General features: G+C 71.6%; 25 protein-coding genes. 15 read left to right on the top strand and 10 right to left on the bottom strand.

The genetic code is table 11. The features are described 5' to 3' along the window. Positions 1-27 precede the first annotated feature (27 nt). Together V4Y04_RS20645 and V4Y04_RS20650 are read left to right on the top strand one after the other, a co-directional pair. Positions 28-699, top strand: a complete 672-nt coding sequence (locus tag V4Y04_RS20645; RefSeq protein WP_332432934.1) for a response regulator transcription factor — start codon at positions 28-30, stop codon at positions 697-699. Positions 700-765: 66 nt separating this feature from the next. Further along, complete coding sequence (locus V4Y04_RS20650; protein WP_332429669.1) at positions 766-1398, top strand: AAA family ATPase; 633 nt, start codon at positions 766-768, stop codon at positions 1396-1398. A gap of 45 nt (positions 1399-1443) precedes the next feature. Here V4Y04_RS20650 and V4Y04_RS20655 read toward each other — a convergent pair whose 3' ends face one another. Both V4Y04_RS20655 and V4Y04_RS20660 read right to left on the bottom strand, forming a co-directional pair. After that, positions 1444-2586: a DUF5937 family protein gene (locus V4Y04_RS20655; RefSeq protein ID WP_332429670.1), complete on the bottom strand. Its 1143-nt coding sequence runs from the start codon at positions 2584-2586 to the stop codon at positions 1444-1446. A gap of 177 nt (positions 2587-2763) precedes the next feature. Further along, positions 2764-4074, bottom strand: coding sequence for a threonine aldolase family protein (locus V4Y04_RS20660; protein WP_332429671.1), 1311 nt, complete (start codon positions 4072-4074; stop codon positions 2764-2766). A gap of 165 nt (positions 4075-4239) precedes the next feature. Here V4Y04_RS20660 and V4Y04_RS20665 point away from each other — a divergent pair, with 165 nt between their 5' ends. The 10 genes from V4Y04_RS20665 to V4Y04_RS20710 all read left to right on the top strand — a co-directional run bounded on the left by V4Y04_RS20665 (position 4240) and on the right by V4Y04_RS20710 (position 13157). After that, positions 4240-5262: a Rossmann-like and DUF2520 domain-containing protein gene (locus tag V4Y04_RS20665; RefSeq protein WP_332429672.1), complete on the top strand. Its 1023-nt coding sequence runs from the start codon at positions 4240-4242 to the stop codon at positions 5260-5262. Then, complete coding sequence (gene panC / locus V4Y04_RS20670) at positions 5259-6254, top strand: pantoate--beta-alanine ligase (RefSeq protein ID WP_332429673.1); 996 nt, start codon at positions 5259-5261, stop codon at positions 6252-6254. Before V4Y04_RS20665 ends, panC begins: the two co-directional genes overlap by 4 nt. Next, positions 6251-8119 carry an L-aspartate oxidase gene (locus tag V4Y04_RS20675; protein WP_332429674.1) on the top strand — a complete coding sequence of 623 codons (1869 nt, stop codon included), beginning with the start codon at positions 6251-6253 and terminating at the stop codon, positions 8117-8119. Before panC ends, V4Y04_RS20675 begins: the two co-directional genes overlap by 4 nt. A 5-nt stretch (positions 8120-8124) precedes the next feature. After that, positions 8125-9114: a carboxylating nicotinate-nucleotide diphosphorylase gene (gene nadC, locus V4Y04_RS20680; protein WP_332429675.1), complete on the top strand. Its 990-nt coding sequence runs from the start codon at positions 8125-8127 to the stop codon at positions 9112-9114. A gap of 9 nt (positions 9115-9123) precedes the next feature. Continuing rightward, on the top strand, positions 9124-9921 hold the full coding sequence (locus tag V4Y04_RS20685) for a type III pantothenate kinase (protein WP_332429676.1): 798 nt from the start codon (positions 9124-9126) through the stop codon (positions 9919-9921). 392 nt (positions 9922-10313) lie between these two features. Next, positions 10314-10991 carry a hypothetical protein gene (locus tag V4Y04_RS20690; RefSeq protein WP_332432935.1) on the top strand — a complete coding sequence of 226 codons (678 nt, stop codon included), beginning with the start codon at positions 10314-10316 and terminating at the stop codon, positions 10989-10991. A 102-nt stretch (positions 10992-11093) separates the two neighbouring features. After that, on the top strand, positions 11094-11273 hold the full coding sequence (locus V4Y04_RS20695) for a hypothetical protein (RefSeq protein WP_332429677.1): 180 nt from the start codon (positions 11094-11096) through the stop codon (positions 11271-11273). A gap of 212 nt (positions 11274-11485) precedes the next feature. After that, on the top strand, positions 11486-11995 hold the full coding sequence (locus V4Y04_RS20700; RefSeq protein ID WP_443080191.1) for a BlaI/MecI/CopY family transcriptional regulator: 510 nt from the start codon (positions 11486-11488) through the stop codon (positions 11993-11995). 9 nt (positions 11996-12004) lie between these two features. After that, positions 12005-12538: an amino-acid N-acetyltransferase gene (locus V4Y04_RS20705; RefSeq protein WP_332429679.1), complete on the top strand. Its 534-nt coding sequence runs from the start codon at positions 12005-12007 to the stop codon at positions 12536-12538. A gap of 283 nt (positions 12539-12821) precedes the next feature. After that, positions 12822-13157, top strand: coding sequence for a histone-like nucleoid-structuring protein Lsr2 (locus V4Y04_RS20710; RefSeq protein WP_332429680.1), 336 nt, complete (start codon positions 12822-12824; stop codon positions 13155-13157). On the opposite strand, the gene V4Y04_RS20715 is transcribed toward V4Y04_RS20710, so the two are convergent. Beyond that, positions 13136-13933, bottom strand: a complete 798-nt coding sequence (locus V4Y04_RS20715) for an SCO3374 family protein (RefSeq protein ID WP_332429681.1) — start codon at positions 13931-13933, stop codon at positions 13136-13138. The genes V4Y04_RS20710 and V4Y04_RS20715 overlap by 22 nt on opposite strands. Before the next feature lie 429 nt (positions 13934-14362). Between V4Y04_RS20715 and V4Y04_RS20720 the strand changes: the two genes are divergently transcribed. Then, entirely contained in the window at positions 14363-16888 is a 2526-nt protein-coding gene (locus V4Y04_RS20720) for an ATP-dependent Clp protease ATP-binding subunit (protein ID WP_332429682.1), read from the top strand. 70 nt (positions 16889-16958) lie between these two features. Here V4Y04_RS20720 and V4Y04_RS20725 read toward each other — a convergent pair whose 3' ends face one another. After that, positions 16959-17618, bottom strand: a complete 660-nt coding sequence (locus V4Y04_RS20725; RefSeq protein ID WP_332429683.1) for an HAD family acid phosphatase — start codon at positions 17616-17618, stop codon at positions 16959-16961. Positions 17619-18062: 444 nt separating this feature from the next. Here V4Y04_RS20725 and V4Y04_RS20730 point away from each other — a divergent pair, with 444 nt between their 5' ends. Further along, entirely contained in the window at positions 18063-18779 is a 717-nt protein-coding gene (locus V4Y04_RS20730) for a M23 family metallopeptidase (protein WP_332429684.1), read from the top strand. Positions 18780-18831: 52 nt separating this feature from the next. Here V4Y04_RS20730 and cseC read toward each other — a convergent pair whose 3' ends face one another. The 5 genes from cseC to V4Y04_RS20755 all read right to left on the bottom strand — a co-directional run bounded on the left by cseC (position 18832) and on the right by V4Y04_RS20755 (position 23862). After that, a complete protein-coding gene (gene cseC, locus V4Y04_RS20735; RefSeq protein ID WP_443080053.1) occupies positions 18832-20469 on the bottom strand; it encodes a two-component system sensor histidine kinase CseC in 1638 nt (545 codons plus the stop codon). Continuing rightward, positions 20358-21056, bottom strand: coding sequence for a two-component system response regulator CseB (gene cseB, locus V4Y04_RS20740; RefSeq protein WP_332429686.1), 699 nt, complete (start codon positions 21054-21056; stop codon positions 20358-20360). Before cseB ends, cseC begins: the two co-directional genes overlap by 112 nt. Before the next feature lie 245 nt (positions 21057-21301). Next, positions 21302-21964, bottom strand: coding sequence for a hypothetical protein (locus tag V4Y04_RS20745; protein WP_332429687.1), 663 nt, complete (start codon positions 21962-21964; stop codon positions 21302-21304). Beyond that, a complete protein-coding gene (locus tag V4Y04_RS20750) occupies positions 21952-22491 on the bottom strand; it encodes a SigE family RNA polymerase sigma factor (protein WP_332432936.1) in 540 nt (179 codons plus the stop codon). The genes V4Y04_RS20745 and V4Y04_RS20750 overlap by 13 nt, the downstream gene beginning before the upstream one ends. Before the next feature lie 435 nt (positions 22492-22926). Continuing rightward, positions 22927-23862, bottom strand: coding sequence for an A/G-specific adenine glycosylase (locus V4Y04_RS20755; protein WP_332429688.1), 936 nt, complete (start codon positions 23860-23862; stop codon positions 22927-22929). Between the two features lie 341 nt (positions 23863-24203). On the opposite strand from V4Y04_RS20755, the gene V4Y04_RS20760 reads away from it, so the two are divergent. Further along, on the top strand, positions 24204-25049 hold the full coding sequence (locus V4Y04_RS20760; RefSeq protein ID WP_332429689.1) for a hypothetical protein: 846 nt from the start codon (positions 24204-24206) through the stop codon (positions 25047-25049). 266 nt (positions 25050-25315) lie between these two features. Here the strand turns inward: V4Y04_RS20760 and disA are convergent, their stop codons facing one another. Continuing rightward, complete coding sequence (disA, locus tag V4Y04_RS20765; RefSeq protein ID WP_332429690.1) at positions 25316-26440, bottom strand: DNA integrity scanning diadenylate cyclase DisA; 1125 nt, start codon at positions 26438-26440, stop codon at positions 25316-25318. Positions 26441-26602 lie beyond the last annotated feature (162 nt).

The raw sequence follows: 26602 nt of genomic DNA on the forward strand, positions 1-26602 counted from the left end.
ACCTTCTGGATGAGGGAAGAGGCCCCGATGGCGATCCGCGTGATGCTCGTCGACGACCAGGTACTGCTGCGCACCGGATTCCGGATGGTGCTCGCCGCCCAGCCGGACATGGAGGTCGTGGCGGAGGCGGGCGACGGCGTGGAGGCCCTCCAGGTGCTGCGGTCCACCGCCGTCGACGTGGTGCTCATGGACGTCCGGATGCCGAAGCTGGACGGGGTGGAGACGACCCGCCGGATCTGCGCGGACACCGACCCGCCGAAGGTGCTGATCCTGACCACGTTCGACCTCGACGAGTACGCCTTCTCCGGGCTGAAGGCGGGCGCCTCCGGCTTCATGCTCAAGGACGTGCCGCCCGGTGAACTGCTCGCCGCGATCCGCGCGGTGCACAGCGGCGACGCCGTGGTCGCCCCGTCCACCACCCGCCGGCTCCTGGACCGCTTCGCACCCATGCTGCCGAGCACCACCGCGCAGCCCCAGCACAAGGAACTGGAGCGGCTCACCGGGCGGGAGCGGGAGGTCATGGTGCTGGTCGCGCAGGGCCTGTCCAACGGCGAGATCGCGGCCCGTCTGGTGCTGTCGGAGGCGACCGTGAAGACGCACGTGGGCCGCATCCTGACCAAGCTGGGGCTGCGGGACCGGGTGCAGGTGGTGGTCCTCGCCTACGAGACGGGACTGGTACGGGCCGGCGGACAGGGCTGACCTCGCCGCAGAGCCGACTTCGCGCACGGGGCTGACCGGACGCCCGCGCGTCGGTAGGGTCTGCGCATGCTCCTGTGGATCAACGGTCCCTTCGGGGGCGGCAAGACGCAGACCGCGCACGAGGTGCGGCGCCGTCTGCCGGGCAGTGTCATCTGCGATCCGGAGCATGTGGGCTTCGGCCTGCACCGGATGCTCCCGCCGCAGCTCCGGGGGGACTTCCAGGACCTGGCCTCCTGGCGGCAGGGGGTTGTCGAGGTCCTCGACCTGGTGCTGACCCGGCACGACGGCGTCGTGATCGTACCCATGACGGTCACGGACCCGGACCACTTCGCCGAGACCGTCGGGCGTCTGCGGGAACTCGGCCACGACGTACGCCACTTCACCCTTCTCGCCGAACGCGGGACGGTGCTGCGGCGGCTGCGCGAGCGCGGCTTCGGGCGCCTCCTGAAGTACGTCGGCGGGAAGAACGCGGTCCCGCGCCGGGAGAACTGGGCCGTGCGGCGGCTCGACCACTGCCTGGAGCGGCTGGCCGAGCCGGAGTTCGCCGAGCACCTGTGGACCGACCACACGACCGTCCCGAAGACGGCGGACCGCATCGCCGTCCTGGCCGGACTGACCCTGCGCCCCAACCACGAGGGCCCGCTGCGGACTTGGCTGCGGCAGGCGGGCGTCGGAATCCGGCACATCCGCTTCGACTGAGGCACCGTCGTACACGGGCCGGTCGGCCGGTGTCCGGGGCCGCCGTCAGCGCAGAATGCCCTCCAGGAAGTCGCTGCCGAGCCGGGCCACGACCGTCACGTCCAGCTGGTGCAGTACGTACCGGCCGCGGCGGCGTGTGGTGAGCAGACCCGCCTTCTTCAGAACGCCCAGGTGCCGGGATATCTCCGGAGCCGTCATGCCGTGCACCTGGGCCAGCTCACCGGTGGTGTAAGCGCTGCGCGCGAGGTGACGGCACAACCGCATGCGGACGGGGTGGGACAGCGCCGTCATCCGCAGGGCCAGCTGCTCGACCGTCGGCGGCGCGGCGAGCTCGGGGGAGCCGACCGGGTAGTGCAGCACCGGCTGCCAGCCGTACCGGTGCAGGACCACCAGGTGCGGCCGGCCCAGGCTCGTCGGGATCAGCAGCAGACCGCCGTCGGCCGTGGCCGTACGGCCGTCACCGAGTTTGTCGACCGTGATCAGGCCGGCGTCCAGGTCGACGGTGACCGCCGGGGACACCGCGGCCAGTGCCTCGGCCAACCCTTTGTGCCGCAGCAGGTCCGTCTTGAGCCGGGTGTCGGCGGCGAGCTGATGGCGCAGCCGGGACCAGGCCTCGGCGAAGAACGCCTCGTCGCAGTCCTGGAGGAACTCCCGCAGCCAGGCCCGGATCCGGGGCGGATCGGCCAGCAGCCCTTGCGCGAACCGCACCTGCCGGGGCCCTCGCGCCGCCGCCAGCTCCAGGGCCCGGTGGCGCATCCTCGCGTCGGTGAGCGGGCCGGGGCCCGGCTTGTCATAGGGGAACGCGCAGGTGAACTCCAGCGCGGCGGCCACGAACTGCTCGTCCGACAGTTTGTCCAGCAGCTCCAGTTCTTCGGCGAGGTCCGTGCCGGGAAGCGCGCCGCCGGGGACGCCCGCGCATGCCAGGAACAGGTCCGAGAACGTCGTACGCCACAGGAAGTCGGCCTCGCACATCCGGTCCGCCAGGTGCGGGTCCAGGCGCGCGGTCACGCCGGTCACCCAGCTCTGGAGCCCTGGATGGTGGGCCGGCTCGGACAGCGCGTGCAGCGCCATGCCGAGCTCGGCCAGCGGGGACGGCACGGCGGCGATCCGCCCCCAGGCGCTCGACCCCGCCCGGGCGGGGGACATCCCCGTCGGCCACAGCCCCGTGATGTCGATGCGCACACTCATGCCCTCATCGTGCACCCCGCCGCCGACAGCGCCGCCCCGATTGACGGCTGTCGTCAATCGGGGCGGGAAGGGGCGGCGATCGGGAGCCGCTGCGCCCGGTCGTCGCCCCGAGCCTCTGCGCGCCTTCGCCTTCGCCTTCGCCTTCGCCCTCGCCCTCGTCCTCGTCCTCGCCTACTCCTACGCTTCCGGCAGCCGTCGTACGAAGTCCGCGGCCGCGGCCCGTACGTCGTCGGCCGTCCACTCCAGGCCCGCCGCACGCACGTACACCTCGGTGAAGGCCAGACCCGGCCCCTTGGGGTCCCAGTGGTTGGCGAACAGCGCGGCCCCCGTCTCCTCGGCCGCCCGGACGGCCGTCTCGGCCAGGACATCGGCCTCGTACGGCAGCCACACCTGGAAGTCGTGGGTGTGCGGCACCTCGGGGTGGACGCGCGCCCACGGCACCCCGGCCTCCGCCAGCCCTTCGCGCAGGGCGGCGGCCACCACACGCGCGTGGGCGACGTACTCGGGCAGCCGGGGCAGCTCGCGCTCCAGACCGATCAGCGCCGCCAGGGCGGTCGGGAACTGCTGGAAGACATTGCCTCCGTACCGGTGCCGCCAGGCCTTGGCCTCCTCCACCAACACCGCCGGACCGGCGAGCGCCGCGCCGCCGAAGCCGTCGAGGGACTTGTAGAACGACACGTAGACGCTGTCCGCCAGGGCGGCGATCTCCTCCAGCGGACGGCCGAAGTGCACCGTGCACTCCCACAGCCGGGCCCCGTCGAAGTGGACCACGGCCTCGCGTTCCCGCGCGGCGTCCACCACCTCGGTCAGTTCCTCCCAGGTGGGCAGCACGAAACCGGCGTCCCGCAGGGGGAGCTCCAGCATCAGCGCGCCGAAGGGCTCGTCGAAGTCCCGCACCTCGGCGGCGCTCGGCATCCGGGGCTCGCCGGTCACCCGCACCGGACGCAGGCCGCTGACCCGGCTGAACGCGTTCCGTTCGTGCACCTCGGGGTGGCTGAGCCCGTGCAGCGCGACCACCGGGCTGCCGGTACGGCCCGCCCAGCAGCGCAGGGCCACCTGCTGGGCCATCGTCCCGGTCGGGAAGAACGCGGCGGCCTCGGTGCCCAGGAGTCCGGCGACCCGTTCCTCCAGCGCCTCGACGACGCCGTTGCCGTAGAGGTCGGCCGTCTCGTCCAGGTCGTACACACTCCCCGCCGCGTCCAGTAGGGCCAGCCGCTCCCGGAGAGGGCCGAGGAAGCCGAGGCGCGCGAGCGCGCGCGGGGCGCCGCGGCAGGCGGCGATCCGCCGCGCGCGGAGCTTTTGGCCCTGTTCCTGATCCGGCTCCTGATCCGGCTCCTGATCCGGCTCTTGGTCCGGCTCTTGGTCCGGCGCTCGGTCCTGGTCCGGCCCCTGGTCCTGGTCCTGGTCCTGGTCCTGGTCCTGGTCCGCCCCGCTCCGCCGTCCGTTCCCGTCCTGTGCCGCGGTGCCGTTCTCCGCCGTATCACCCATGCCCGGGATCATCCCGCGTACGGACGCGCGCGGGCACCGGGTTTTCCCCGCGGAACCCACAACCTGTGGACCACCGCGTGCCGGGGAACCGGCCGCGTTTCGCGTTAACATGACGAAAAATCGTCCGGTACCCCGAGCGGACTGGAACGGGAAGGCCGTCGTCGCGTGAACACAAGCCCACAGCCAGATCCCAGGGACCGCCCCGCGCGGCTCAGTGTCGGTGTGGTCGGCGCCGGGCGCGTCGGACCGGCCCTGGCCGCGTCCCTGCAGCTCGCCGGACACCGCCCGGTGGCCGTGTCCGCCGTCTCGGCCGCCTCCCTCAGGCGCGCCGAGCAGCTGCTCCCCGACGTGCCGGTGGTCACGCCCGCCGAGGTGCTGGAGCGGGCCGAACTGGTGCTGCTGACCGTTCCGGACGACGCGTTGCCCGAGCTGGTGGCCGGGCTCGCCGAGACGGGTGCGGTACGGCCGGGACAGCTCCTCGTGCACACCTCCGGGCGGTACGGCGTGAAGGTGCTGGACCCCGCCCTGCGGGCCGGCGCGCTGCCGCTGGCCCTGCACCCGGCGATGACGTTCACCGGCACGCCCGTGGACGTGCAGCGGCTCGCCGGATGCTCCTTCGGCGTCACCGCGCCCGAGGAGCTGCGGCTGGCCGCCGAGGCCCTCGTGATCGAGATGGGCGGCGAACCGGAGTGGATCGCCGAGGAGAACCGCCCGCTCTACCACGCGGCCCTCGCCCTGGGCGCCAATCATCTGGTCACCCTGGTCGCCCAGTCCCTGGAGCTGCTGCGTACCGCCGGGGTCGGGGCCCCCGACCGGATGCTCGGCCCACTGCTCGGCGCCGCCCTGGACAATGCCCTGCGCTCCGGCGACGCGGCCCTCACCGGCCCCGTCGCGCGCGGTGACGCCGGCACCGTCTCCGCCCATGTCACCGAGCTGCGCCGGCACGCCCCGCAGACCGTCGCCGGCTATCTGGCGATGGCGCGCGCGACCGCCGACCGCGCCCTCGCCCACGGCCTGCTGAAGCCGGAGCTCGCCGAGGACCTCCTCGGGGTACTCGCCGACGGGACGACGAGCCCGGGCGATCCAGGAAACCGGGACGGCCGGGGCAAACCCGGTGACCCCGGTAACCCTGGTGACCCCGGTGACCAGGGCGATCAAGGCGGCGAAGGCGAAGGGGACCCCCGATGACCACCACCCTGCTGCGCACCGCGGCCGACCTGCACGCACGCGCGCGGACGGGCCGCCGGGCCGTCGTGATGACCATGGGCGCCCTGCACGAGGGCCACGCCACCCTGATCCGCGCCGCGCGCGACCTCGCGGGCACCGGGGGTGAGGTCGTGGTCACCGTCTTCGTCAACCCGCTGCAGTTCGGCGAGGGCGAGGACCTCGACCGGTATCCGCGCACCCTGGACGCCGACCTCGAGCTCGCCGGGCGGGCGGGTGCCGACGTGGTCCTCGCCCCGTCGGTCGACGAGGTCTACCCGGGCGGCGAGCCCCAGGTCCGCGTCAGCGCCGGACCCATGGGCGAACGCCTGGAGGGGGCCGCCCGCCCCGGCCACTTCGACGGTGTGCTCACCGTCGTCGCCAAGCTGCTGCACCTCACCCGCCCCGACATCGCCCTGTACGGCCAGAAGGACGCCCAGCAGCTCGCGCTGATCCGCCGTATGGTCCGCGACCTGAACTTCGGCGTCGACATCGTCGGCGTCCCCACCGTCCGCGAGCCCGACGGACTGGCCCTCTCCAGCCGCAACCGCTATCTCTCCGCCGCTGAGCGGCGCACCGCCCTCGCCCTGTCCGGCGCCCTGTTCGCCGGCCGGGACCGGCACGCCGCGCAGGAGGCGCTGCGCGCGCGGGCCCGCGAAGTGCCCGCCACACACGCGCGCGTCGAGGCGCTGAACGCGCTCGGGGAGTCCCGCGCGGCGGCCGACGCGCACGCCGTCGCCACGGCGGGCGGGCCCGAGGCCGTCCGCGCCGCCGCCCGCCAGGTCCTCGACGGGGCCGCCCGCCTCACCCCGCCGCTCACGCCGGACTACCTGGCCCTGGTCGACCCCGCGGACTTCACCGAGATCGGCGACGACTTCACCGGCGAGGCCGTGCTCGTCGTGGCCGCCCGGGTCGGCACGACCCGCCTGATCGACAACCTCCCCCTGACCTTCGGCACCCTCGGAGCCGCCTCGTGACCAGCACCGGCATACGACTGCACGCTCCCGCGCCAGGGTGGTCCATCGAGGCGGACGTCGTGGTCGTCGGCTCCGGCGTGGCCGGACTGACCGCCGCGCTGCGCTGCGAGGCCGCCGGACTGGCCACCGTCGTCGTCACCAAGGCCCGGCTCGACGACGGCTCCACCCGCTGGGCCCAGGGCGGCATCGCCGCTGCCCTCGGCGACGGCGACACCCCCGAGCAGCACCGGGACGACACCCTGGTCGCCGGCGCGGGGCTGTGTGACGAGGAGGCGGTCCGCATCCTCGTCACCGAGGGCCCCGACGCGGTACGCCGTCTCATCGCCACCGGCGCCCACTTCGACGAGTCCGAGGAGGGCGGTCTGGAACTCACCCGCGAGGGCGGCCACCACCGCCGGCGCATCGCGCACGCGGGCGGGGACGCCACCGGTGCCGAGATCTCCCGCGCGCTGGTGGAGGCCGTCCGCACCGCCGGGAGGGGCGAGGGCGAAGCGCTCCCGGGCGAGGGCGGTGGCGGGCGACGGGCGGGGCTGCGCACGATCGAGAACGCGCTCGTCCTGGATCTGCTGACGGACGCCGAGGGGCGCAGCGCGGGTGTGACCCTGCATGTCATGGGGGAGGGCCAGCACGACGGCGTGGGGGCCGTGCACGCCCCCGCGGTGGTGCTGGCGACCGGTGGCATGGGCCAGGTGTTCAGCGCGACCACGAATCCCTCCGTCTCGACCGGCGACGGGGTGGCACTGGCCCTGCGCGCGGGTGCCGAGGTCAGCGACCTCGAGTTCGTGCAGTTCCACCCGACCGTCCTGTTCCTCGGCCCGGACGCGGAGGGCCAGCAGCCCCTGGTCTCCGAGGCGGTCCGAGGTGAGGGCGCCCACCTGGTCGACGCCGACGGCGTGCGCTTCATGGTGGGGCAGCACGAGCTCGCCGAGCTCGCCCCGCGGGACATCGTCGCCAAGGGCATCATGCGCCGGATGCGGGAGCTGGACGCCCAGCACATGTACCTCGACGCCCGGCACTTCGGCGCCGACATGTGGGCGCACCGCTTTCCGACGATTCTCGCCGCCTGCCGTGCCCACGGCATCGACCCGGTCACCGAGCCCGTCCCGGTCGCCCCCGCCGCCCACTACGCATCCGGCGGCGTCCGTACCGACTTCCACGGCCGCACCACCGTCCCCGGGCTCTACGCCTGCGGGGAGGTCGCCTGCACCGGTGTGCACGGAGCCAATCGGCTCGCCTCCAACTCGCTCCTGGAGGGCCTGGTCTACGCCGAGCGCATCGCCGCCGACATCGCCGGGAGCCGGACCGGGAACGCCCTCCACGCGCGTACGCCGCAGCCCCTCCCGCCCGCCGAGCGCCCCGGGCACCCCCTCCTCCCCGCGGAGGCCCGTTTCACCATCCAGCGGATCATGACGGGGGGAGCCGGTGTCCTGCGTTCCGCCGCCTCCCTCGAGCAGGCCGCCGAAGCGCTCCAGCGGCTGCACGCCGACGCCCGCGACGCCCTCGCCGAGCAGGGCAAGACAGCCGAGCCCGGAGTCGACACCTGGGAGGCGACCAACCTCCTGTGCGTCGCCCGTGTCCTGGTCGCCGCCGCGCTGCGGCGCGAGGAGACCCGGGGCTGCCACTGGCGCGAGGACCGGCCCGAGCGCGACGACACCGCCTGGCGCCGCCACATCGTCGTACGGCTGAATCCGGACCGCACGCTGGCGACGCACACCACCGGCACCACGGACTTCCCCCCGACCCTCCCCGATGCCCCGACCCTCCCCGATGCCCCGACCCTCCCCGATGCCCCGGCCTCCCCGACGTCGGACTTCCCTGACGTCCAGGCCTCCCGACCCTCCCGCACCAGGCCCCAGGAGCAGTGACAGCAGTGAGCACCCCAGACCTTCCCCTCGCCCCGTCCGGTGGCTGCGGCGACGGCTGCGCCTGCGGCGCGGACGGCGACGAGAACTACGACGAGACCTACCTGGAGTGCGGCCTCGACCCCGCGCTCGCCCAGCTCCTGACCGACGCCGGTCTGGACCCGGTGGAGGTCGAGGACATCGCCAACGTCGCCATCCAGGAGGACCTCGCCCACGGCGTGGACGTGACGACGGTCGCGACCATCCCCGAGGACGCCGTCGCCACCGCCGACTTCACCGCGCGGGAAGCGGGCGTCGTGGCGGGCCTCAGGATCGCCGAGGCGGTCGTCTCGGTGGTCTGCACGGCGGAGTTCGAGGTCGAACGACACGTGGAGGACGGCGACCGGGTGGAAGCCGGTGACAAGCTCCTCTCCGTCACCACCCGCACCCGCGACCTCCTCACGGCGGAACGCAGCGCCCTGAACATCCTGTGCCGCCTCTCGGGCATCGCGACGGCCACCCGCGCGTGGGCCGACGCCCTGGACGGCACGAAGGCCAGGGTCCGCGACACTCGCAAGACCACCCCGGGCCTGCGCTCCCTGGAGAAGTTCGCCGTGCGCTGCGGCGGCGGGATCAACCACCGCATGTCGCTCTCCGACGCCGCCCTGGTCAAGGACAACCACGTCATCGCCGCGGGGGGCGTCGCCCAGGCTTTCCAGGCCGTCCGGGAACGCTTCCCCGACGTACCGATCGAGGTCGAGGTCGACACCCTGCACCAGCTCCGCGAGGTCGTGGACGCGGGCGCCGACCTGATCCTGCTGGACAACTTCACCCCCGGCGAGTGCGAGGAGGCGGTGGCCCTCGTCGCAGGCCGCGCCATCCTGGAGGCGTCCGGCCGGCTCACCCTCGACAACGCCAAGGCGTACGCCGACACGGGGGTCGACTACCTCGCCGTGGGCGCCCTCACCCACTCCTCGCCGGTCCTGGACATCGGCCTGGACCTGCGAGCGGCTGAATAGGGGTCTGCCATGCTGCTGACGATCGACGTGGGCAACACGCACACCACCCTGGGCCTGTTCGACGGTGAGGACATCGTCGAACACTGGCGGATCTCCACGGACGCGCGCCGCACCGCCGACGAGCTCGCCGTTCTTCTCCAGGGCCTGATGGGCATGCATCCCCTGCTCGGCGACGAACTGGGCGACGGCATCGACGGCATCGCCATCTGCGCGACCGTCCCCTCCGTCCTGCACGAACTCCGTGAGGTGACCCGCCGCTACTACGGCGACGTCCCCGCGGTGCTGGTCGAGCCGGGCGTGAAGACGGGGGTGCCGATCCTCACGGACAACCCCAAGGAGGTCGGCGCGGACCGCATCATCAACGCGGTCGCCGCCGTCGACCTCTACGGCGGGCCGGCCATCGTCGTCGACTTCGGGACCGCCACCACCTTCGACGCGATCAGCGCGCGCGGGGAGTACATCGGCGGCGTCATCGCCCCCGGCATCGAGATCTCCGTCGAGGCGCTCGGCGTCCGCGGCGCGCAGCTCCGCAAGATCGAGGTGGCCCGGCCCCGGAACGTGATCGGCAAGAACACGGTCGAGGCGATGCAGTCCGGCATCGTCTACGGCTTCGCCGGCCAGGTCGACGGCGTCGTCCGCCGGATGGCCCGCGAGCTCTCCGACGATCCCGAGGAGGTGACCGTCATCGCGACCGGCGGACTCGCGCCGACGGTCCTGGGCGAGAGCGAGGTCATCGACGAGCACGAGCCGTGGCTGACCCTGATCGGCCTGCGCCTGGTCTACGAACGGAACGTGTCGCGGATGTAGCGCATCCCGGACGCGGCGCTCCGGGACCGGCCCGCGGGCCACGGGCGGCCGGTCCCGAGCCGTACGGGAGCTGCCCGGCCCCGCCAGGCCCGTACGCCTCGCGGAGCGGGTCGGAACCCTCGGGGAACGGGCCGGGGCTCTTGGGGAGCGGATGCCGCCGGCCGGTTCCCCCGGCCGTTTCGGGCTCCGCGAGCCCGCGCCCTGCGGCACCTGCTCCTCGCCGGGGCCTCCGTCCGGTCCGGCCTCCGTCCGGTCCGGCCCTCGTCCGGTCCGGGTCCACCCGGGTGGACCCGGACGCCGTACCCGCACGCCACACCCGTGCGCTATGCCTTGTTTGTCCGATTAGCGCGTACCGTCGCCGCATGCCCACGCCCTACGGATCCCGCGGCGGCATGGCGTTCGGCGCGGAGGAGCTGCGTGTGCTCCGCCGCGCCCTCGCCCTTGCCCTGCACCCCATGTCCGCCTCGGCCGAAGACGTCCAGGACTGCCTTCGCCTAGCCGATTCCCTCGACGAGGCGACGCGGGAGAGTTCCCGCCTGCGCACCTTCCTGGTGGCCGACCTCGGCCGCTACCGCGCCGCCCTCCCCGGCACCGTCGCCGGCTACCTCGCGCTCCTGGAGGAGGCGCTGGGGGCCGGCTACCGTCCCGATGCCGACGACCTCGCCGCCCTCCGGGCGCTGTGCGGGAACCCCACCGCCGCCGCCCTCCTGGGCCGCTGCCGGCTGCTGGCCGAGCAGGATGTACGGGCCCGCCTCGCAGGCCGCACGGTCCGCGCGGCCACCACCGGCTCCCCGCCCGGCGTCCCGTCCGCCGCTCCGCTGCCCGAGGGCCCCCTGTCCGTCGTCCCCGCCTCCCGTCCCCGTCTCCTCGCCCTGCCGGGCGGCCAGGCCGCCGAGGAATCCGAGAAGGAGTCGGAGCGCAAGCCGTCCGCACCCCGGCCCGAGCCCGCCGCCCCCGCTCCCGCTCCCGGCGCACCGAAACCCGGCCGCCCCGTTCCCACCCCGGGCGAGGTCTTCCCCCGTCGTAAGCCCGCCCGGCCCCCGCAGGGCAGGCGACTCGCCGCGGGCTGAATCGTCGCCGCGCGCCCATCGCGCCCGCGCAGGCGCGCCGTGCCCGCCGCGCATTCGCCCCCGCTCGGCCGTCCGCCGGGCCGCCCTCGCTACCCTGGACCCATGGACTACGTCTCCGCGCTCCTGCCCCCGGTCGTCATGGCCGTTCTCTTCATCGGTGTGATCCGGGTGATCGTGAAGACCCAGGGTGGCGCCAACAAGACCAAGGAGGACGCCGCCGTGGACGCGGCCCTCGCCCGCGCGGAGGCCACCCACCAGGCCACCGCCAAGACCGACGTCTGATCCGCCCGCCGCGCCGCCCACCGAGCCGTCGGCCGCCCCGCCGGCCGCGGGCGGCACGGGAGACGGCCCCGGCGTACGACTCGAGTGCGAGTCGTACGCCGTTTTTTGTTCATGAGCGAAGATCCTCATATATGTTCGGCACGCCATGAGGGTGATTACGCACTATTGTCTGATATGTGCCTCGCCCCCTGGGAGAACTCGAAGACGCGGTCATGACGCGGGTGTGGAAGTGGAACCGCCCGGTGACCGTCAGGGAAGTCCTTGAAGATCTGCAGAAGGAACGGTCCATCGCGTACACCACGGTGATGACCGTTCTGGACAATCTCCATCAGAAGGGCTGGGTGCGTCGTCAGGCGGAAGGCCGGGCCTATCGATATGAAGCGGTCTCCACCCGCGCCGCGTACGCTGCCGCGCTGATGAACGAGGCATGGTCGCAGAGCGACAACGCCGCCGCCGCACTCGTCGCCTTCTTCGGCATGATGAGCGAGGAACAGCGTCAGGCCCTCACGGATGCCGTACGCGTTGCACAGCTTCCGGAAACCGGGGAACAACGCCGGCCGGCGGAACGAGTCGGATCGACGGAACAGGCCGGTTCGACGGAACAGGCCGGTTCGACGGAACAGGCCGGTTCGCCCGAAGAAGCAGGGTCGCCCGAACAGCCTCCGCCCGCGGAACCCTCTGTCGAGAACCCCGCCGCGGGCGAGGGTCCGCGCGGGCGATAGCGTCCGCTCATGTCAGCAGACAGCCCGGATGTCACCGCAAAAGCCATCACCGTCCGGCGGGCCCGCACCGGCGATGTCTCCGCCGTGCGCCACCTCCTCGACGCCTACGTCCGCAAGGGCATCCTGCTCGACAAAGCAACGGTGACTCTTTACGAGGCGATCCAGGAGTTCTGGATCGCGGAACGGGACGACAACGGGGAGGTCGTCGGCTGCGGCGCACTGCACGTGATGTGGGAAGACCTCGCGGAAGTCCGTACTCTCGCCGTGAAGCCCGGACTCAAGGGCGCCGGTGTGGGGCATCGCCTGATGGAGAAGTTGCTGCAGACCGCCCGCTGGCTCGGTGTGCGCCGTGTTTTCTGTCTGACCTTCGAAGTCGAGTTCTTCGGCAAGCACGGCTTCGTGGAGATCGGTGAGACGCCCGTCGACACCGATGTGTACGCCGAGCTGCTGCGTTCCTATGACGAAGGTGTCGCGGAGTTCCTCGGTCTCGAACGCGTGAAACCGAACACTCTGGGCAACAGCCGGATGCTTCTGCATCTGTGATCGTCGGCGTTCCGCACCCGACGCCTTGCGGCGGAGGTCTCGGTGTACCACGTCAAGGCATATTCCGTACTGCTTCCGTGCCGTGAGCCTTGCCGGTTCCCTATGTCCGAAACGCGCACGTTTCCGGGCTGTGTGCGGCAGTGGGTCCGTCCCCGGGGTTTGTGTTTTTCCGGCAAAAGCGGTTTGCTTTCCGACGTACTGCAGTAGTGCATATAACAGGGGACGGCGATACGGCGGAAGCCGGTACACCGGGGCCCTGACGTTATCGATGAAAGGAAATCCGGTGGCACAGAAGGTTCAGGTCCTTCTTGTCGACGACCTCGACGGCGTCGAAGCGGACGAGACCGTGACGTTCGCGTTGGACGGCAAGACATACGAGATCGATCTCACCACCGCCAATGCGGACAAGCTCCGTGGCCTTCTCGAGCCTTACGTGAAGGGCGGCCGTCGCACGGGAGGCCGTGCTTCGGGCGGGCGCGGAAAGGCGCGTGCCGCTTCCGGCGGCAACCAGGACACCGCGGCGATCCGCGCCTGGGCGAAGGCGAACGGCCACGAGGTCAACGACCGCGGCCGTGTCCCCGCGGCCATCCGCGAGGCCTACGAGCAGGCCAACGGCTGACCGTCGGCCCTCCCCGCCTCACGCACTCCGGCCTGCGGCCGGCCGCAGGCGCGCAGGATCCGGACCCGGTGGCACTGCGTGGCCACCGTGTTCACCAGCCGTACGAGATCGGGGGCGCCCCCACGGGTTCCCGTCACCGACAGCGTCGGCAGCGAGGCCTCGACCTCGCGCCCCGGCTCGGGGGGCCGCAGCCATACGGCGGCCCCCTGCGAACCGGCGCTTCCCGGGGAGAGCGGCCGGACGGCATCATGGCCGGCGACCCCAGGGGGCGGTGGAGCGTCGATGAGGCCGCCCGTGCCGATCGCGGCCAGATCGAGGGCCAGCGTGCCCCACTCCAGCCAGGTGAGCAGCTCCGGCAGTTCCTCCGCACTGCCCGCGGCCACCAGCAGCCGCATCCGGCCCCCCTGCAGAGCCACCGGAAACCACCCGGCAGTGTGTCCGGCCCGCCGGGGGCCCTTTGGACGTTCCGGAGACTCCGGGCGCTCCAGGCGCTCCAGCGCCGCACGGCCCGCCTCGGCGGGGACGTCCAGGACGTCGAAGCGCACCCCCACCGACAGGCGTACCGGAGAACCGGGCACCGTCGGCCACCTTTGCTTGTTCTCGTACCAGTGCCGGACCGGATCATCCGGGCCGCCCGGAGTGCCCGGCTCGTCCGCCCCGGCCGGATCGGGCGCACCGAGGGGCCCGCGAGAGCCCGGGGCCCCGTCGGCCGCGCTGACGGAACGGTGCGCGGGGATCGAGGGGACCGCGGTGACGGATGGGACGGTGCCGGCCATGCAAGCGCAACTGCCGGAAGGCCGTTCGGGTTACGCTGGGTGCTCTCGCGTATGCGCAGTGTGTCGAACAAGGGGGCGTGAGGGAGCCCGGGGAGGCGCAAGGTTGTTCGCCCGTAGCGGAGGGAACCCCTGCTCTCGGCATGGATTGCCGGTCGCAGCGGGTAAGACATCCCTAGTGGGAGGGGTCGACACGCAGGGCGGCACATCTCGCGTTCGCCGTCGGCGTACTGGCGATGAGGGTAACTGCCTGGCCTGCGGGAACATCGTCTCGCACCATCGGGTTGAAGCAGATGTCGGCGTTCGGGGTCAGGAGGCCATCGACGGTGTCGGCAGTTGGAATGAGCGGTCCCCGCTTGCGGGACTAAGCTGCGGAAGGACAGGGAGGGGAAGTTCCCCCCACTGCCTGACCGCTCTGAGGAGCGATTAACGATGTTCGAGAGGTTCACCGACCGCGCGCGGCGGGTTGTCGTCCTGGCTCAGGAAGAAGCCCGGATGCTCAACCACAACTACATCGGCACCGAGCACATTCTCCTGGGCCTGATCCACGAGGGTGAGGGTGTCGCCGCCAAGGCCCTTGAGAGCCTCGGGATTTCGCTCGAGGCGGTCCGCCAGCAGGTGGAGGAGATCATCGGGCAGGGCCAGCAGGCCCCGTCGGGTCACATTCCCTTCACTCCCCGTGCCAAGAAGGTTCTCGAGCTGTCGCTCCGCGAGGCGCTGCAGCTGGGTCACAACTACATCGGCACGGAGCACATCCTGCTCGGCCTGATCCGTGAGGGCGAGGGCGTCGCCGCCCAGGTCCTGGTCAAGCTGGGCGCAGACCTCAACCGGGTGCGGCAGCAGGTCATCCAGCTGCTCTCCGGTTACCAGGGCAAGGAGACCGCCACCGCCGGCGGTCCTGCCGAGGGCACCCCCTCCACGTCCCTGGTCCTCGACCAGTTCGGCCGGAACCTCACCCAGGCCGCTCGTGAGTCCAAGCTCGACCCGGTCATCGGGCGCGAGAAGGAGATCGAGCGGGTCATGCAGGTGCTGTCCCGTCGCACCAAGAACAACCCGGTGCTGATCGGTGAGCCCGGCGTCGGCAAGACCGCCGTCGTCGAGGGCCTCGCCCAGGCCATCGTCAAGGGCGAGGTGCCCGAGACCCTCAAGGACAAGCACCTCTACACCCTGGACCTCGGTGCCCTGGTCGCCGGCTCCCGCTACCGCGGTGACTTCGAGGAGCGCCTGAAGAAGGTGCTCAAGGAGATCCGCACCCGCGGCGACATCATCCTGTTCATCGACGAGCTGCACACGCTGGTCGGTGCGGGTGCCGCCGAGGGCGCCATCGACGCGGCCTCCATCCTGAAGCCGATGCTGGCCCGCGGTGAGCTGCAGACGATCGGCGCGACCACGCTGGACGAGTACCGCAAGCACCTGGAGAAGGACGCGGCCCTCGAGCGCCGCTTCCAGCCGATCCAGGTCGCCGAGCCGTCCCTGCCGCACACCATCGAGATCCTCAAGGGTCTGCGCGACCGGTACGAGGCGCACCACCGCGTCTCGATCACCGACGAGGCGCTGGTGCAGGCCGCCACCCTGGCCGACCGGTACATCTCGGACCGCTTCCTCCCGGACAAGGCGATCGACCTGATCGACGAGGCCGGCTCGAGGATGCGCATCCGCCGGATGACCGCGCCGCCGGACCTGCGCGAGTTCGACGAGAAGATCGCCGGTGTCCGCCGGGACAAGGAGTCCGCGATCGACTCGCAGGACTTCGAGAAGGCCGCCTCCCTGCGCGACAAGGAGAAGCAGCTCCTCTCCGCCAAGGCCAAGCGCGAGAAGGAGTGGAAGGCCGGCGACATGGACGTCGTCGCCGAGGTCGACGGCGACCTGATCGCCGAGGTCCTCGCGACGGCCACCGGCATCCCGGTCTTCAAGCTGACCGAGGAGGAGTCCTCGCGTCTGCTGCGCATGGAGGACGAGCTCCACAAGCGGGTCATCGGCCAGAAGGACGCCGTCAAGGCGCTGTCGAAGGCCATCCGCCGTACGCGTGCCGGTCTGAAGGACCCGAAGCGTCCCGGTGGTTCGTTCATCTTCGCCGGTCCGTCCGGTGTCGGTAAGACCGAGCTGTCCAAGGCCCTCGCCGAGTTCCTGTTCGGTGACGAGGACGCGCTGATCTCCCTCGACATGTCGGAGTTCAGCGAGAAGCACACGGTCTCGCGTCTCTTCGGTTCGCCCCCCGGATACGTGGGCTACGAGGAGGGCGGCCAGCTGACGGAGAAGGTGCGCCGCAAGCCGTTCTCGGTCGTCCTCTTCGACGAGGTCGAGAAGGCCCACCCGGACATCTTCAACTCGCTGCTGCAGATCCTGGAGGACGGTCGCCTGACCGACTCCCAGGGCCGGGTCGTGGACTTCAAGAACACGGTCATCATCATGACGACCAACCTCGGCACCCGGGACATCTCCAAGGGCTTCAACCTGGGCTTCGCCGCCGCGGGCGACAAGAAGACCAACTACGAGCGCATGAAGAACAAGGTCCAGGACGAGCTCAAGCAGCACTTCCGTCCCGAGTTCCTCAACCGCGTCGACGACGTGGTCGTGTTCCCGCAGCTGACCCCGGAGGACATCCTCGCGATCGTCGACCTGATGATCGAGAAGGTGGACGAGCGCCTCAAGGACCGGGACATGGGTATCGAGCTCTCCCAGTCGGCCAAGGACCTCCTCTCCAAGAGGGGCTACGACCCCGTCATGGGTGCCCGGCCGCTGCGCCGGACCATCCAGCGCGAGATCGAGGACTCGCTGTCGGAGAAGATCCTCTTCGGCGAGCTGCGCCCCGGCCACATCGTGGTCGTGGACATCGAGGGCGAGGGCGAGAGCGCGACCTTCACCTTCCGCGGTGAGGAGAAGTCGGCCCTGCCCGACGTCCCGCCGATCGAGCAGGCGGCCGGCGGAGCCGGTCCGAACCTCAGCAAGGACGCGTAAGCGTCACGGCAGCCGAAAGGGGCCGGTGCCCGGGAAGGGCACCGGCCCCTTTCGGCTGCCCGGGGCCGGGTCAGGAGAGTTGGCCGTCGTAGTCCGGCAGCTTGTAGGTCTTCTCGGCGTGGCCGCCCGCCAGGTCGGTGGTGTTGTTGCCGATGTTGGCGATGATCGTGTAGCCCTTCGACTCGATGTCGACGCGCTGGGCCGTCTTGTACTCGGCCACATTCCGGAACAGGTCGAGGAAGCCGCGGACGTACAGCCCGGCGGACTCGTATCCGGCGTGGTCGAGGTTGTACTCGGTGAAGGCCTCGATGATGCCCGGCCGGGCGGTCACGAAGAACACCGCGACCCCGCGTTCCTGGGCGTACTGCGCGACCTCCAGAACCGGCTCGTTGGCCGGTGCCGGGAACTTGAATCCGAAGTCGGACTCCAGGGCGGTGTTGTCGATGTCGAGGACGATCGCCTGCTTCTCGCCCGGCCGCGGGTTCGCGATCCGCTGCGTCAGCTGCGGCAGGGCCTGGTCCATGACCGCCTGGCAGTCCCGCTGCCAGGTGTCGTAGTCGACGTCCGCGGCGGCTGCCGCAGCCGTCACGTTGGCCGTTGCGGCCGTTGCGGCCGTTGCGGAGGTGCCGGGGGCGGTCGCTGCCTGGGCGGGGGCGGCCAGGGCCACCAGGGCCGCGGTGGAGACGGCGGTGACCGATGCGCGGCGCAGCCAGGAGCGTCGGCTTCTCATGTGGTGGGGGTCCTCTCGGGCTCGTCACGCTGCCGATGTGTCGTGTGCATGTTCCTCTTCGAGGGTGACGCGAGGTGAACCGTAGGGTTGCCGAGCGGTGGGTGGCCAGAGAGGCGCACGCCACATTTATGGAATGGCCGAACCCGCCCCTCGGTGACATGCTGCACAGCCGATTTGTCCGTTACGAGCCGTAATAGTAGCGAAACGCTGAAACGTGAAGCGGACATTTGGCGTAAGCGCCTGATCGATCAGCCCTGAATGGGGCTTTCGTCCGGTACGGGCCTGGTGTCAAGAGACGCCCATCTCACTCCAGAAGTACGAACTTGGTTCGTAGATCACCCTTTTTGTGGCTTTGCGGGTGAAGGGGTTACCAAGGAATGGCCACTGCGGCGGGGACCAGTTCGCCCGGTGGCTTTCCCCTGCTCCCTTCCTTACGAGGTTCAGATGTCCCAGCGCGTCACGCCCCGTTCCTTCCTCACGTCCCACCTCCGCACCCGTGCGGCCGTTCTGGCCGCCGGCATGGGAGTCACGGCCGTCGTGGGAGCCGGGATCGCGGCCGCCGCCGACACCAAGGCCGTCACCGGCAACACCGCCAAGGCCGTGCAGGCGCAGGCGGACGCCCAGGCCAAGGCCGCGGAGACCAAGACCGCCGAGGTGAAGAAGACCGCCGAGGTGAAGAAGACCGCCGAGGTGAAGAAGGCCGCGAAGGCCAAGAAGCCGGCTCAGCCCGCCAAGAAGAAGGCGTCCTGGGTCGACCCGGTGGAGCAGTACACGATCTCGGCGACCTACGCCCAGGCCGGCGGCATGTGGCAGTCCGCCCACAGCGGTCAGGACTTCGCGGTGCCGAACGGCACCGAGGTCAAGGCCACGCACGGCGGCACGGTCGTCAAGGCGGGCGGCAACGGCGCCGGCGACGGCCCGGCCTACGGCAACGCCGTGGTCATCAACCACGGCAACGGGGCGTACTCCCAGTACGCCCACCTCTCCCAGGTGAACGTGCAGCCCGGTCAGGTCGTCAAGACCGGCCAGAAGATCGCCCTGTCCGGCAACACCGGCAACTCCAGCGGCCCCCACCTGCACTTCGAGATCCGGACCGGCGCGAACTACGGTTCCGCGATCGACCCGGTCAAGTTCCTGCGCGGCAAGGGCGTGCAGTTCTGAGGACTCCGGTCCGGGTGGACATCCCGGCCCCGGGTCTCCGCGGCCGGCCACCCTACGGGAGCATCGGATAACTTCCCGTGTTCGTCGGTGCGTGCTCCGGCAGCCACAGCACGGCGACCGCCCCCTCGGCCGGCGAGTCCTCGGACACGCCGGCCGGCCGTATGTTGCGGAAGGTCAGCCGCGCGCCCAGGACCCGGGCCTGCCCGGCCGCGATGGTCAGGCCCAGGCCGTGACCGCGGCCGGCCCGGTCCGCGCTGCCGGTGCGAAAACGGCTCGGCCCCTCGGCGAGCAGGTCCGCGGGGAAGCCGGGCCCGTGGTCGCGGACCCGGACGACCCGCCCCTCGACGGAGACCTCGACAGGTGGCCTGCCGTGCCGGGCGGCGTTGGCCAGCAGGTTGAACAGCACGCGTTCCAGGCGCCGCGGATCGGTGGTGACCTCCGACTCGCGTACCACGCGCACCGTGACATCCGGGTCCCCGGGCCCTCCCGTCCGGATCAGGCCGGGCTCGCGGGACCGGGCCTCGCGCCTCGCCGCGACCCGTCGGGCGACGAACTCACCCAGCAGGATGTCCTGCAGCTCGGCCCGTTCCGAGGCGCCGTCCAGCCGGGCCACCTCCAGGACGTCCTCGACCAGGGTGCGCATGGCCTTCGCCCGGTCCAGCACCAGCTCGGTCGGCCGGCCCGGCGGCAGCAGTTCGGCGGCGGTCAGCAGACCGGTGACCGGGGTGCGCAGTTCGTGTGCGATGTCGGCGGTGACCCGGCGTTCGGCCTCCAGCCGCTGGCGCAGCGCGTCCGCCATCGCGTCCACCGCGCTGGCCAGATCGTCGGTCTCGTCCCGGACGACCCCGCCGATGGCCTCCCGCACCCGGACCTCCGTCTCCCCCTTGGCGACCCGGTTGGCCGCGATCGCCGCCTTGCGCAGCCGGCGGGACAGATGCCCGCCGATCAGCACCCCGAGCGCGCTGCCGCCCAGGACGACGGCGATGGAGCCGATCACCAGGGCCTGGTCCAGGTCCTTGAGGATGTTCGAGCTGCGGCCCGTGAAGCCCGAGTGCAGGGACATGACATGGCCGTTCTTCAGCGGCACGGCCGCCCAGATGTCCGGCGTTCCGTCCGCCCGGTTCGCCACGTAGGTCGCCCGCCTGCCCTCCTCGGCCTTCGCCCGCAGCTCCTCCGGCAGGTCGGGGTCGTCGATCCTGGTGTTGGGGAAGTTCAGCCGCCCCGACAGCTCGTAGTTGCGCTGGGCGATGACGATGCGTTCGTCGGCGAGGTCGCGCGCGTTGTCCAGCATCGACACCCGGGCCGCGTTGTGCACGACCAGGCTCAGCGCGACCGCCACCAGCGCACCGACCAGGGCGATGGCCGCGCTGAGCTTCCATCTCAGCCCGGTGAGCACACCCGCCCGTTCGAGCCCCGCGCCCACCAGTCGCCCGAATCTGCCCCGCGTGCCGGCGCCCGCAGACGGCCCGAATCCCTCCCGGATGCCGCCGCTCGCCGGTCTTCCGGGAGCCCCACTCCTGGAATCCCCCTGTGTTCCCGCGCTCACCAGGCGCCCGACGTACCGCCGCATGTCCGTGCTCAGGCCTTCAGTTTGTAGCCGAAGCCGCGGACCGTCTCGATGCGGTCCTGGCCGATCTTCCCGCGCAGCCGCTGCACATGGACGTCGACGACGCGGGTGTCGCCGCCCCACCCGTACTCCCACACGCGTTCGAGCAGTCGGTCGCGGGAGAGGACGGTGCCGGGTGCCGAGGAGAACTCCAGCAGCAGCCGCATCTCGGTCGGTGTCAGCGCCACCGGCGTCCCGGCCCGCCGCACCTCCATGCCCACGGTGTCGATCTCCAGTTCGCCGAAGGCCAGCGCGCCGGTGGGGGCCACGGCCTCCGCTTCCTCCCGGCCGCCGTTCGCCCGGGCGAAGCGGCGCAGGACCGCGCGGATGCGGGCGACCAGGACGGCTCCGTCGAACGGCTTGGTCACGTAGTCGTCGGCGCCCGCCTCCAGGCCGAGCACCACGTCGATGGCGTCCGCGCGCGCCGACAGCATGATCACCGGCACCATCGACTCGTCGCGGATGCTCCGGCACAGGCTGACGCCGTCGAGGCCGGGCACCATGACGTCGAGGAGGGCGATGTCCGGCCGGTCGGCGCGGAACGCCTCCAGGCCCGACAGCCCGTCGGGCATCGCGGTGACCGCGAAGCCATCCCGCTCCAGGGCGAGTTGGGTGGCCTCACGGATGACGTCGTCGTCCTCGACGAACAGGACGTGGGTCTGGTCTGTCATCCCGGTCTCTCAGCTCTCGGCTCTCGGCTTTCGGTTCTCGTACGCTCTCGGGCCGGTGGGAGCGTTCCACCCCGCCCACCGGGCAGACGCGGAAACCGCGCGGAGGGTTCATCCCCCTCATCGGACCGCGCGGCCCACCGGTTCACGCCACGCGTCACGAAACGTGGTGCGGGCCCCACCCTTCAAGGCTCCGGCCCGGGCCCCGGGCCCCGGGCCCCTGAGTCCAAAGCCCCGGGTTCCGGATCTCAGCTGTCGGGCATCGGGGTCGGCTCCGTGCCGGACACCCTGCCGTACTCGTTGTGGGTGCGGAACTCCTCGGTGAACCGGCCGGCGCTCCAGCGGTAGGTGATCACGTTCTCGCCCGACGGACTCGACACCGGGTCGCCCCGGTCGTACACCTGCATCGTCACCACCAGGTCCCCGCGGTCGATCTCCGCGTACACGGGGGGCTCCTCGGACTTGAACACGTTCACGTACGCGTCACCCTGGTCGCGGTACACGTACGAGCCGACGCCCACCGTGTCTCCGCAGGTCAGCACGTTGATGACGACATCGTCCGCGGGCCCGTCGGTGACGTTCCCGTAGCTCACGTCCACGGGGTACTCGTCGGCGACGCACGGCCTCAGCAGCCGCTTGACCTCGGCCGAGACCATGGGATCGTCCTTGACGAGCCGCACGGCGTCCACCCGGCCGGCAGCCGCGACCGGGGTTTCCGAGCCGGTCTCCGAGGAGGCGGGGGGGCTCGCCACCGAGTCCGCGTGCGCCGGGCCCTCGTCGCGGGCGCCGGTGCCGCCCCTGCCGCAGGCGGTGACGAAAAGGGCGAGGGCGACGAACACGGACGTCGCCGTGGTCGCCGCCCGGGCGGTTCTCCGGACCCGCACGGGTCCTACGCCGGTCAGGCCGCGCAACGCTCCCGCTCCTCACGCTCCAGCGCGCGTGCGTCCAGCTCGCGGGCCTCCAGCTCCTCGCGGAGCCGGGCCAGGGCCCGGTGCAGCGTGCTCTTGACCGTTCCGGCCGACATGCCGAGTGCGGCGGCCGTCTCCTCCGTGGACATCTGCTCCCAGTGTCGCAGCACCACCACACTGCGCTGCTTCGGGGCGAGCACCTTCAGTACGTCCATCAGGAGGGCGCGGTCGGCGTGCTGCTCGGTGACGTCGTCCACACAGGCGTCCGGGAGCTGCTCGGTGGGCACCTCCTCCAGCCTGCGGGCGCGCCACCACTCGGTCCGGGTGTTGATCATGACGCGGCGAAGGTAGGCGTCGGCCAGCCGTTTGTCGGCGATCCCGTCCCAGCGACCGTACGTCCGGGCCAGCGCGGTCTGCAGCAGGTCCTGCGCGTCGACGGGGTCGGGCACCAGACGGCGTGCGCTGCGCAGCAGCGCGTCCTGCCGGGTACGGACGTACTCCTCGAACCCGAGCACCTCGCCCTGCGTCATGGTGAACCGCCTTCCGCTCCCCGTACCGGCCCGCCCGTGCGGTCCGGTCCCCCTGCTGTGATCCGTGGTGATCGCGCCCCTGTGCGCCGTGTACTGCGTGCGGGGCATGGGAACGAAGGTACGGAGGCGTTGTCACGGCACTGTCCGAAGCAGCCTGCGGCCTGCCCTCGGCTGTCCGTCGGTTGTGTAACGGAAGTAGGAACGAGGTAAAGCTGCAGGAGAGTTGGGGAGTCTATGGGGTGATGTGCGCCCCGCGGGTGGATGCGCGGGTGTGACGACATGGCCCGTACGCGGGTGAGCCCACCGGCGTCGGTCCGGTGACCGGCCGGCTGGGTCGGTCGGTCGGGTTGGTCGGTCGGGCCGGTCGGTCGGGTTGGGCCGGTGACCGACCGGCCCAGCCGGCCGGTGGCCGGTAGCCGGTCGGGTCGGGTCGGGTCAGGTCAGTGGCAGCCGGTAGAGCCCGCCGGGCAGTGGTTCGACCAGACCGTCGGCGACCAGGCTGTCCAGTGCGCGGGCGCGCTGCACCGGCTCGTGCCACACCCGGTCCAGGGTCGCCTGCGGTACGGGACTGTGCGCCTCCCGGAGCACGGCCAGCAGCCGCCCGCGGACCTGGCGGTCCGTGCCCGCGTACGTCTGTCCCCGGCGCGGCGGGCCGTCGTGCGCCGGCTTGTCCGCGAGTCGCCAGGCGCACTGTGCGGCGATCGGGCAGCGATGGCACGACTCGTTCTTCGCCGTGCACACCAGCGCCCCCAGCTCCATGGAGGCGGCGGCCCACCGCGCGGCGGTCCGCTCGTCCTCGGGCAGCAGCGCGCGGGCGAGCCGGCGCTCGGCGGCCGTGGTGGCGTTCGGCGGGTACTGGGCACCGGTCACCGCACGGGAGAACACCCGGCGCACGTTGGTGTCCAGTACGGCGTGCCGCTGCCCGTACGCGAACGACGCCACGGCGGCGGCCGTGTACTCGCCGATGCCGGGCAGCGCCAGCAGCTGCGCGTGGTCGGCGGGTACGTCGCCCCCGTGCCGTTCCGTTATGGCGGCGGCGGCGCCGTGCAGCCGCAGGGCGCGGCGCGGGTAGCCGAGCCGGCCCCAGGCGCGGACGGCCTCACCGGGCGCCTCGGCGGCGAGGTCGGCGGGGCGCGGCCAGCGGGCCAGCCACTGCTCGTAGACCGGCAGAACCCGGTTCACCGGGGTCTGCTGGAGCATGAACTCACTGACCATCACCCCCCACGCGCCGGCCTCCGGGCGTCGCCACGGAAGATCCCGGGCGTGCTCGTCGAACCAGTCGATGACGGGGTAGTGGAGCGACGCTCCGGGAGCGTGCTCGGACGAGGGATCGGCGGTGCCGTCGGGCTGGGGCTTCGTGAGAGCAGTCATGGCCTCTCGATCCTGCCACGACCACCGGCACGAACGGGGACACCGCCACCCCCGTCGTGCCGCAATGGCGGTCGGAGCCGTGGCCAGAGCTGCAAGGGACACGATCGCGAACACGGGGTGTCGGAGTGTGGAGCTTCCGGCGGCGGCGAGGGCCACCTCCCCGCCCTCGGTCACGGACCGTAGGTAGAGTACTCGTATCGTCACACTTCGTGACCGTCGCATGTTGTGCCTGACCGAGAGCGGCAACAGGCAGCCGTTTCCGGGATGATGATCCGGAAAAGTTGAGTTCTCGGCGGCGGGTGGGATCAGTGAAGGCCCGGATCTCTCGTACAGTTTGAGCTGTGGGATCTCTGCGCAATCCGGTCGGGCCGCTTCCCTCCTCCATCTACTGGCGCAGGAGGGCCGTACTGCTGTCCCTGCTGGGCGTGTTGGCGTTGCTGGTCGCCTGGGTCGTCGTCTCCCGCGACGGGGGCGGCGGCGGGCACGACAACGGGGCCGACGGCAAGAATCCCGCACCCTCCACCATCGCTCCGGGACCGTCGAGTTCGGGGCCGGCCATCAGTCAGGCACCGGGCGGTCGTGACGAGTCCGGTGACGAGGACTCGGGCGGCTCCTCGACCGGCACGGGGGACGACGAGGCGAACGGCGACCCCGGTGACTCCGGCGGCAGCGGATCGGACGGCGGCGGCGGGGGCGGCGGAAAGGGCGGCGCGGGCAGCGGCTCCGAGGGCGGTACGACGGCGGGGGTCGGTGTGGGCGACGCACTGCCGGCCGGGTCCGGACTCTCCAACTGCACCGCGAGCGACGTCAAGTTCAGCCTGAGCAGCGTCCGCAACTCCTACGAGCCCGACGGGACGCCCACCTTCCGGCTGACCGCGCGGAACATCTCCAAAAGTGACTGCAAGGTCGATCTCGGCCCGAAGAGCGCGGTGTTGACGATCACTCAGGCATCCGCCGACGACGTGTACTGGGCGTCGGACGACTGCCCCAAGGGCGCGGGGAGCCTGGTGTTCCGGGTGCCCGCGGGCGACAGCATCACGTACACCGTGAAGTGGGACCGCAAGCCGAGCGCCCCGCAGTGCGCGACCCCGCCGGCCGGGTCGGCCGAGGCGGGCACGTACTTGGTCGAGGCGAAGACACCGGTGTTCGCGAAGGTGCAGACGTCCTTCGTGCTGAAGAGCGCCTGACCGCCCCGGGCACACCGCTTCCCGCGCGTACCAGGGCTCCTGGGCGTACCGGAACTCCCGCGTGCACCGGCATGGGCGTACCGGGGCTCCTGGGCGTACCGCGTGCACCGGCATGGGCGTACCGGGGCTCCTGGGCGTACCGCGCCCTGGAAGCGTCCTGAAGGTCTTGAAGTCACGCCCGTCCTGAGCCGGTTCACGCCGATTGATATGTACCGGCAATCCGGCGTGAACCGGGCGGTCCGAGCAAGATCTTCAGAGTCTTCTAGCTAGACGTACCGCTCCAGGATCGAACTCTCCGCCAGCCGTGACAGGCCCTCCCGGACGCTGCGGGCGCGGGCCTCGCCGACGCCGTCCACCGTCTGGAGGTCGTCCACGCTGGCGGCCAGCAGCTTCTGCAGGCCGCCGAAGTGCTCCACCAGGCGGTCGATGATCGCGCCGGGCAGCCTCGGCACCTTGGCGAGCAGCCGGAAGCCGCGCGGTGACACGGCCGAGTCCAGTGTCTCGGGGGAGCCGGTGTAGCCCAGGGCACGGGCCACCGTGGGCAGTTCCAGCAGTTCCGCGTGGGTGAGGGCGTTCAGTTCGTGCAGGGCCTGGTCGACCGTGCGGGAACGCTTGGCGGTGGGCTCGGGCACGTAGTCCCGCACGACCAGCTCGCGTTCCGGCTCCACACCCGCGATCAGCTCGTCCAGCTGAAGGGCGAGGAGACGGCCGTCGGTGCCGAGTTCGAGCACGTACTCGGCGATCTCGGTGGCGATGCGGCGCACCATCTCCAGCCGCTGCGCGACCGCCGAGACGTCCCGCACGGTCACCAGGTCCTCGATCTCCAGCGCCGACAGCGTGCCGGCGACCTCGTCGAGGCGGAGCTTGTAGCGCTCCAGTGTCGCGAGCGCCTGGTTGGCACGGGACAGGATCGCCGCCGAGTCCTCCAGGACGCGGCGGTGACCGTCGACGTAGAGCGCGATCAGGTGCATCGACTGGGAGACCGAGACGACCGGGAAGCCGACCTGCTTGGAGACCCGGTCGGCGGTGCGGTGCCGGGTGCCGGTCTCCTCGGTCGGGATCGTCGGGTCCGGCACCAGCTGGACACCCGCCCGCAGGATCTTCGACAGGTCGGACGACAGGACTATGCCGCCGTCGAGCTTGCACAGCTCGCGCAGCCGGGTCGCGGTGAACTCGACGTCCAGGACGAAACCGCCGCTGCACAGCGTCTCGACGGTCTTGTCGGAACCGAGCACGATGAGACCGCCCGTGTTGCCCCGGAGTACGCGCTCCAGGCCGTCACGGAGGGCGGTGCCGGGTGCCACGGCACTCAGCGAGGCGCGCATCAGGCGATCGGAACCGGCGCTCCCGCCGGACTTTCCGGGAGCTGCTGCCCGGTCGTTGGCTGCCACTGCACTCCTCCGGTCGCGATGACTGGGCGCCCCCGTTCAGGGTCTCCCGTTCGAATCATGCCGGGCTCGCGGGGCCGGACACGCGCTCCCCCGAGCTCTTCGAGCAGGGGGACCCCCAACGGTGTTGCCGTCGGTCGCCGACGCCCCCGAGCTCTCGACGAG

It is taken from the genome of Streptomyces sp. P9-A2, from assembly GCF_036634175.1.
Lineage (GTDB): Bacteria > Actinomycetota > Actinomycetes > Streptomycetales > Streptomycetaceae > Streptomyces > Streptomyces pratens.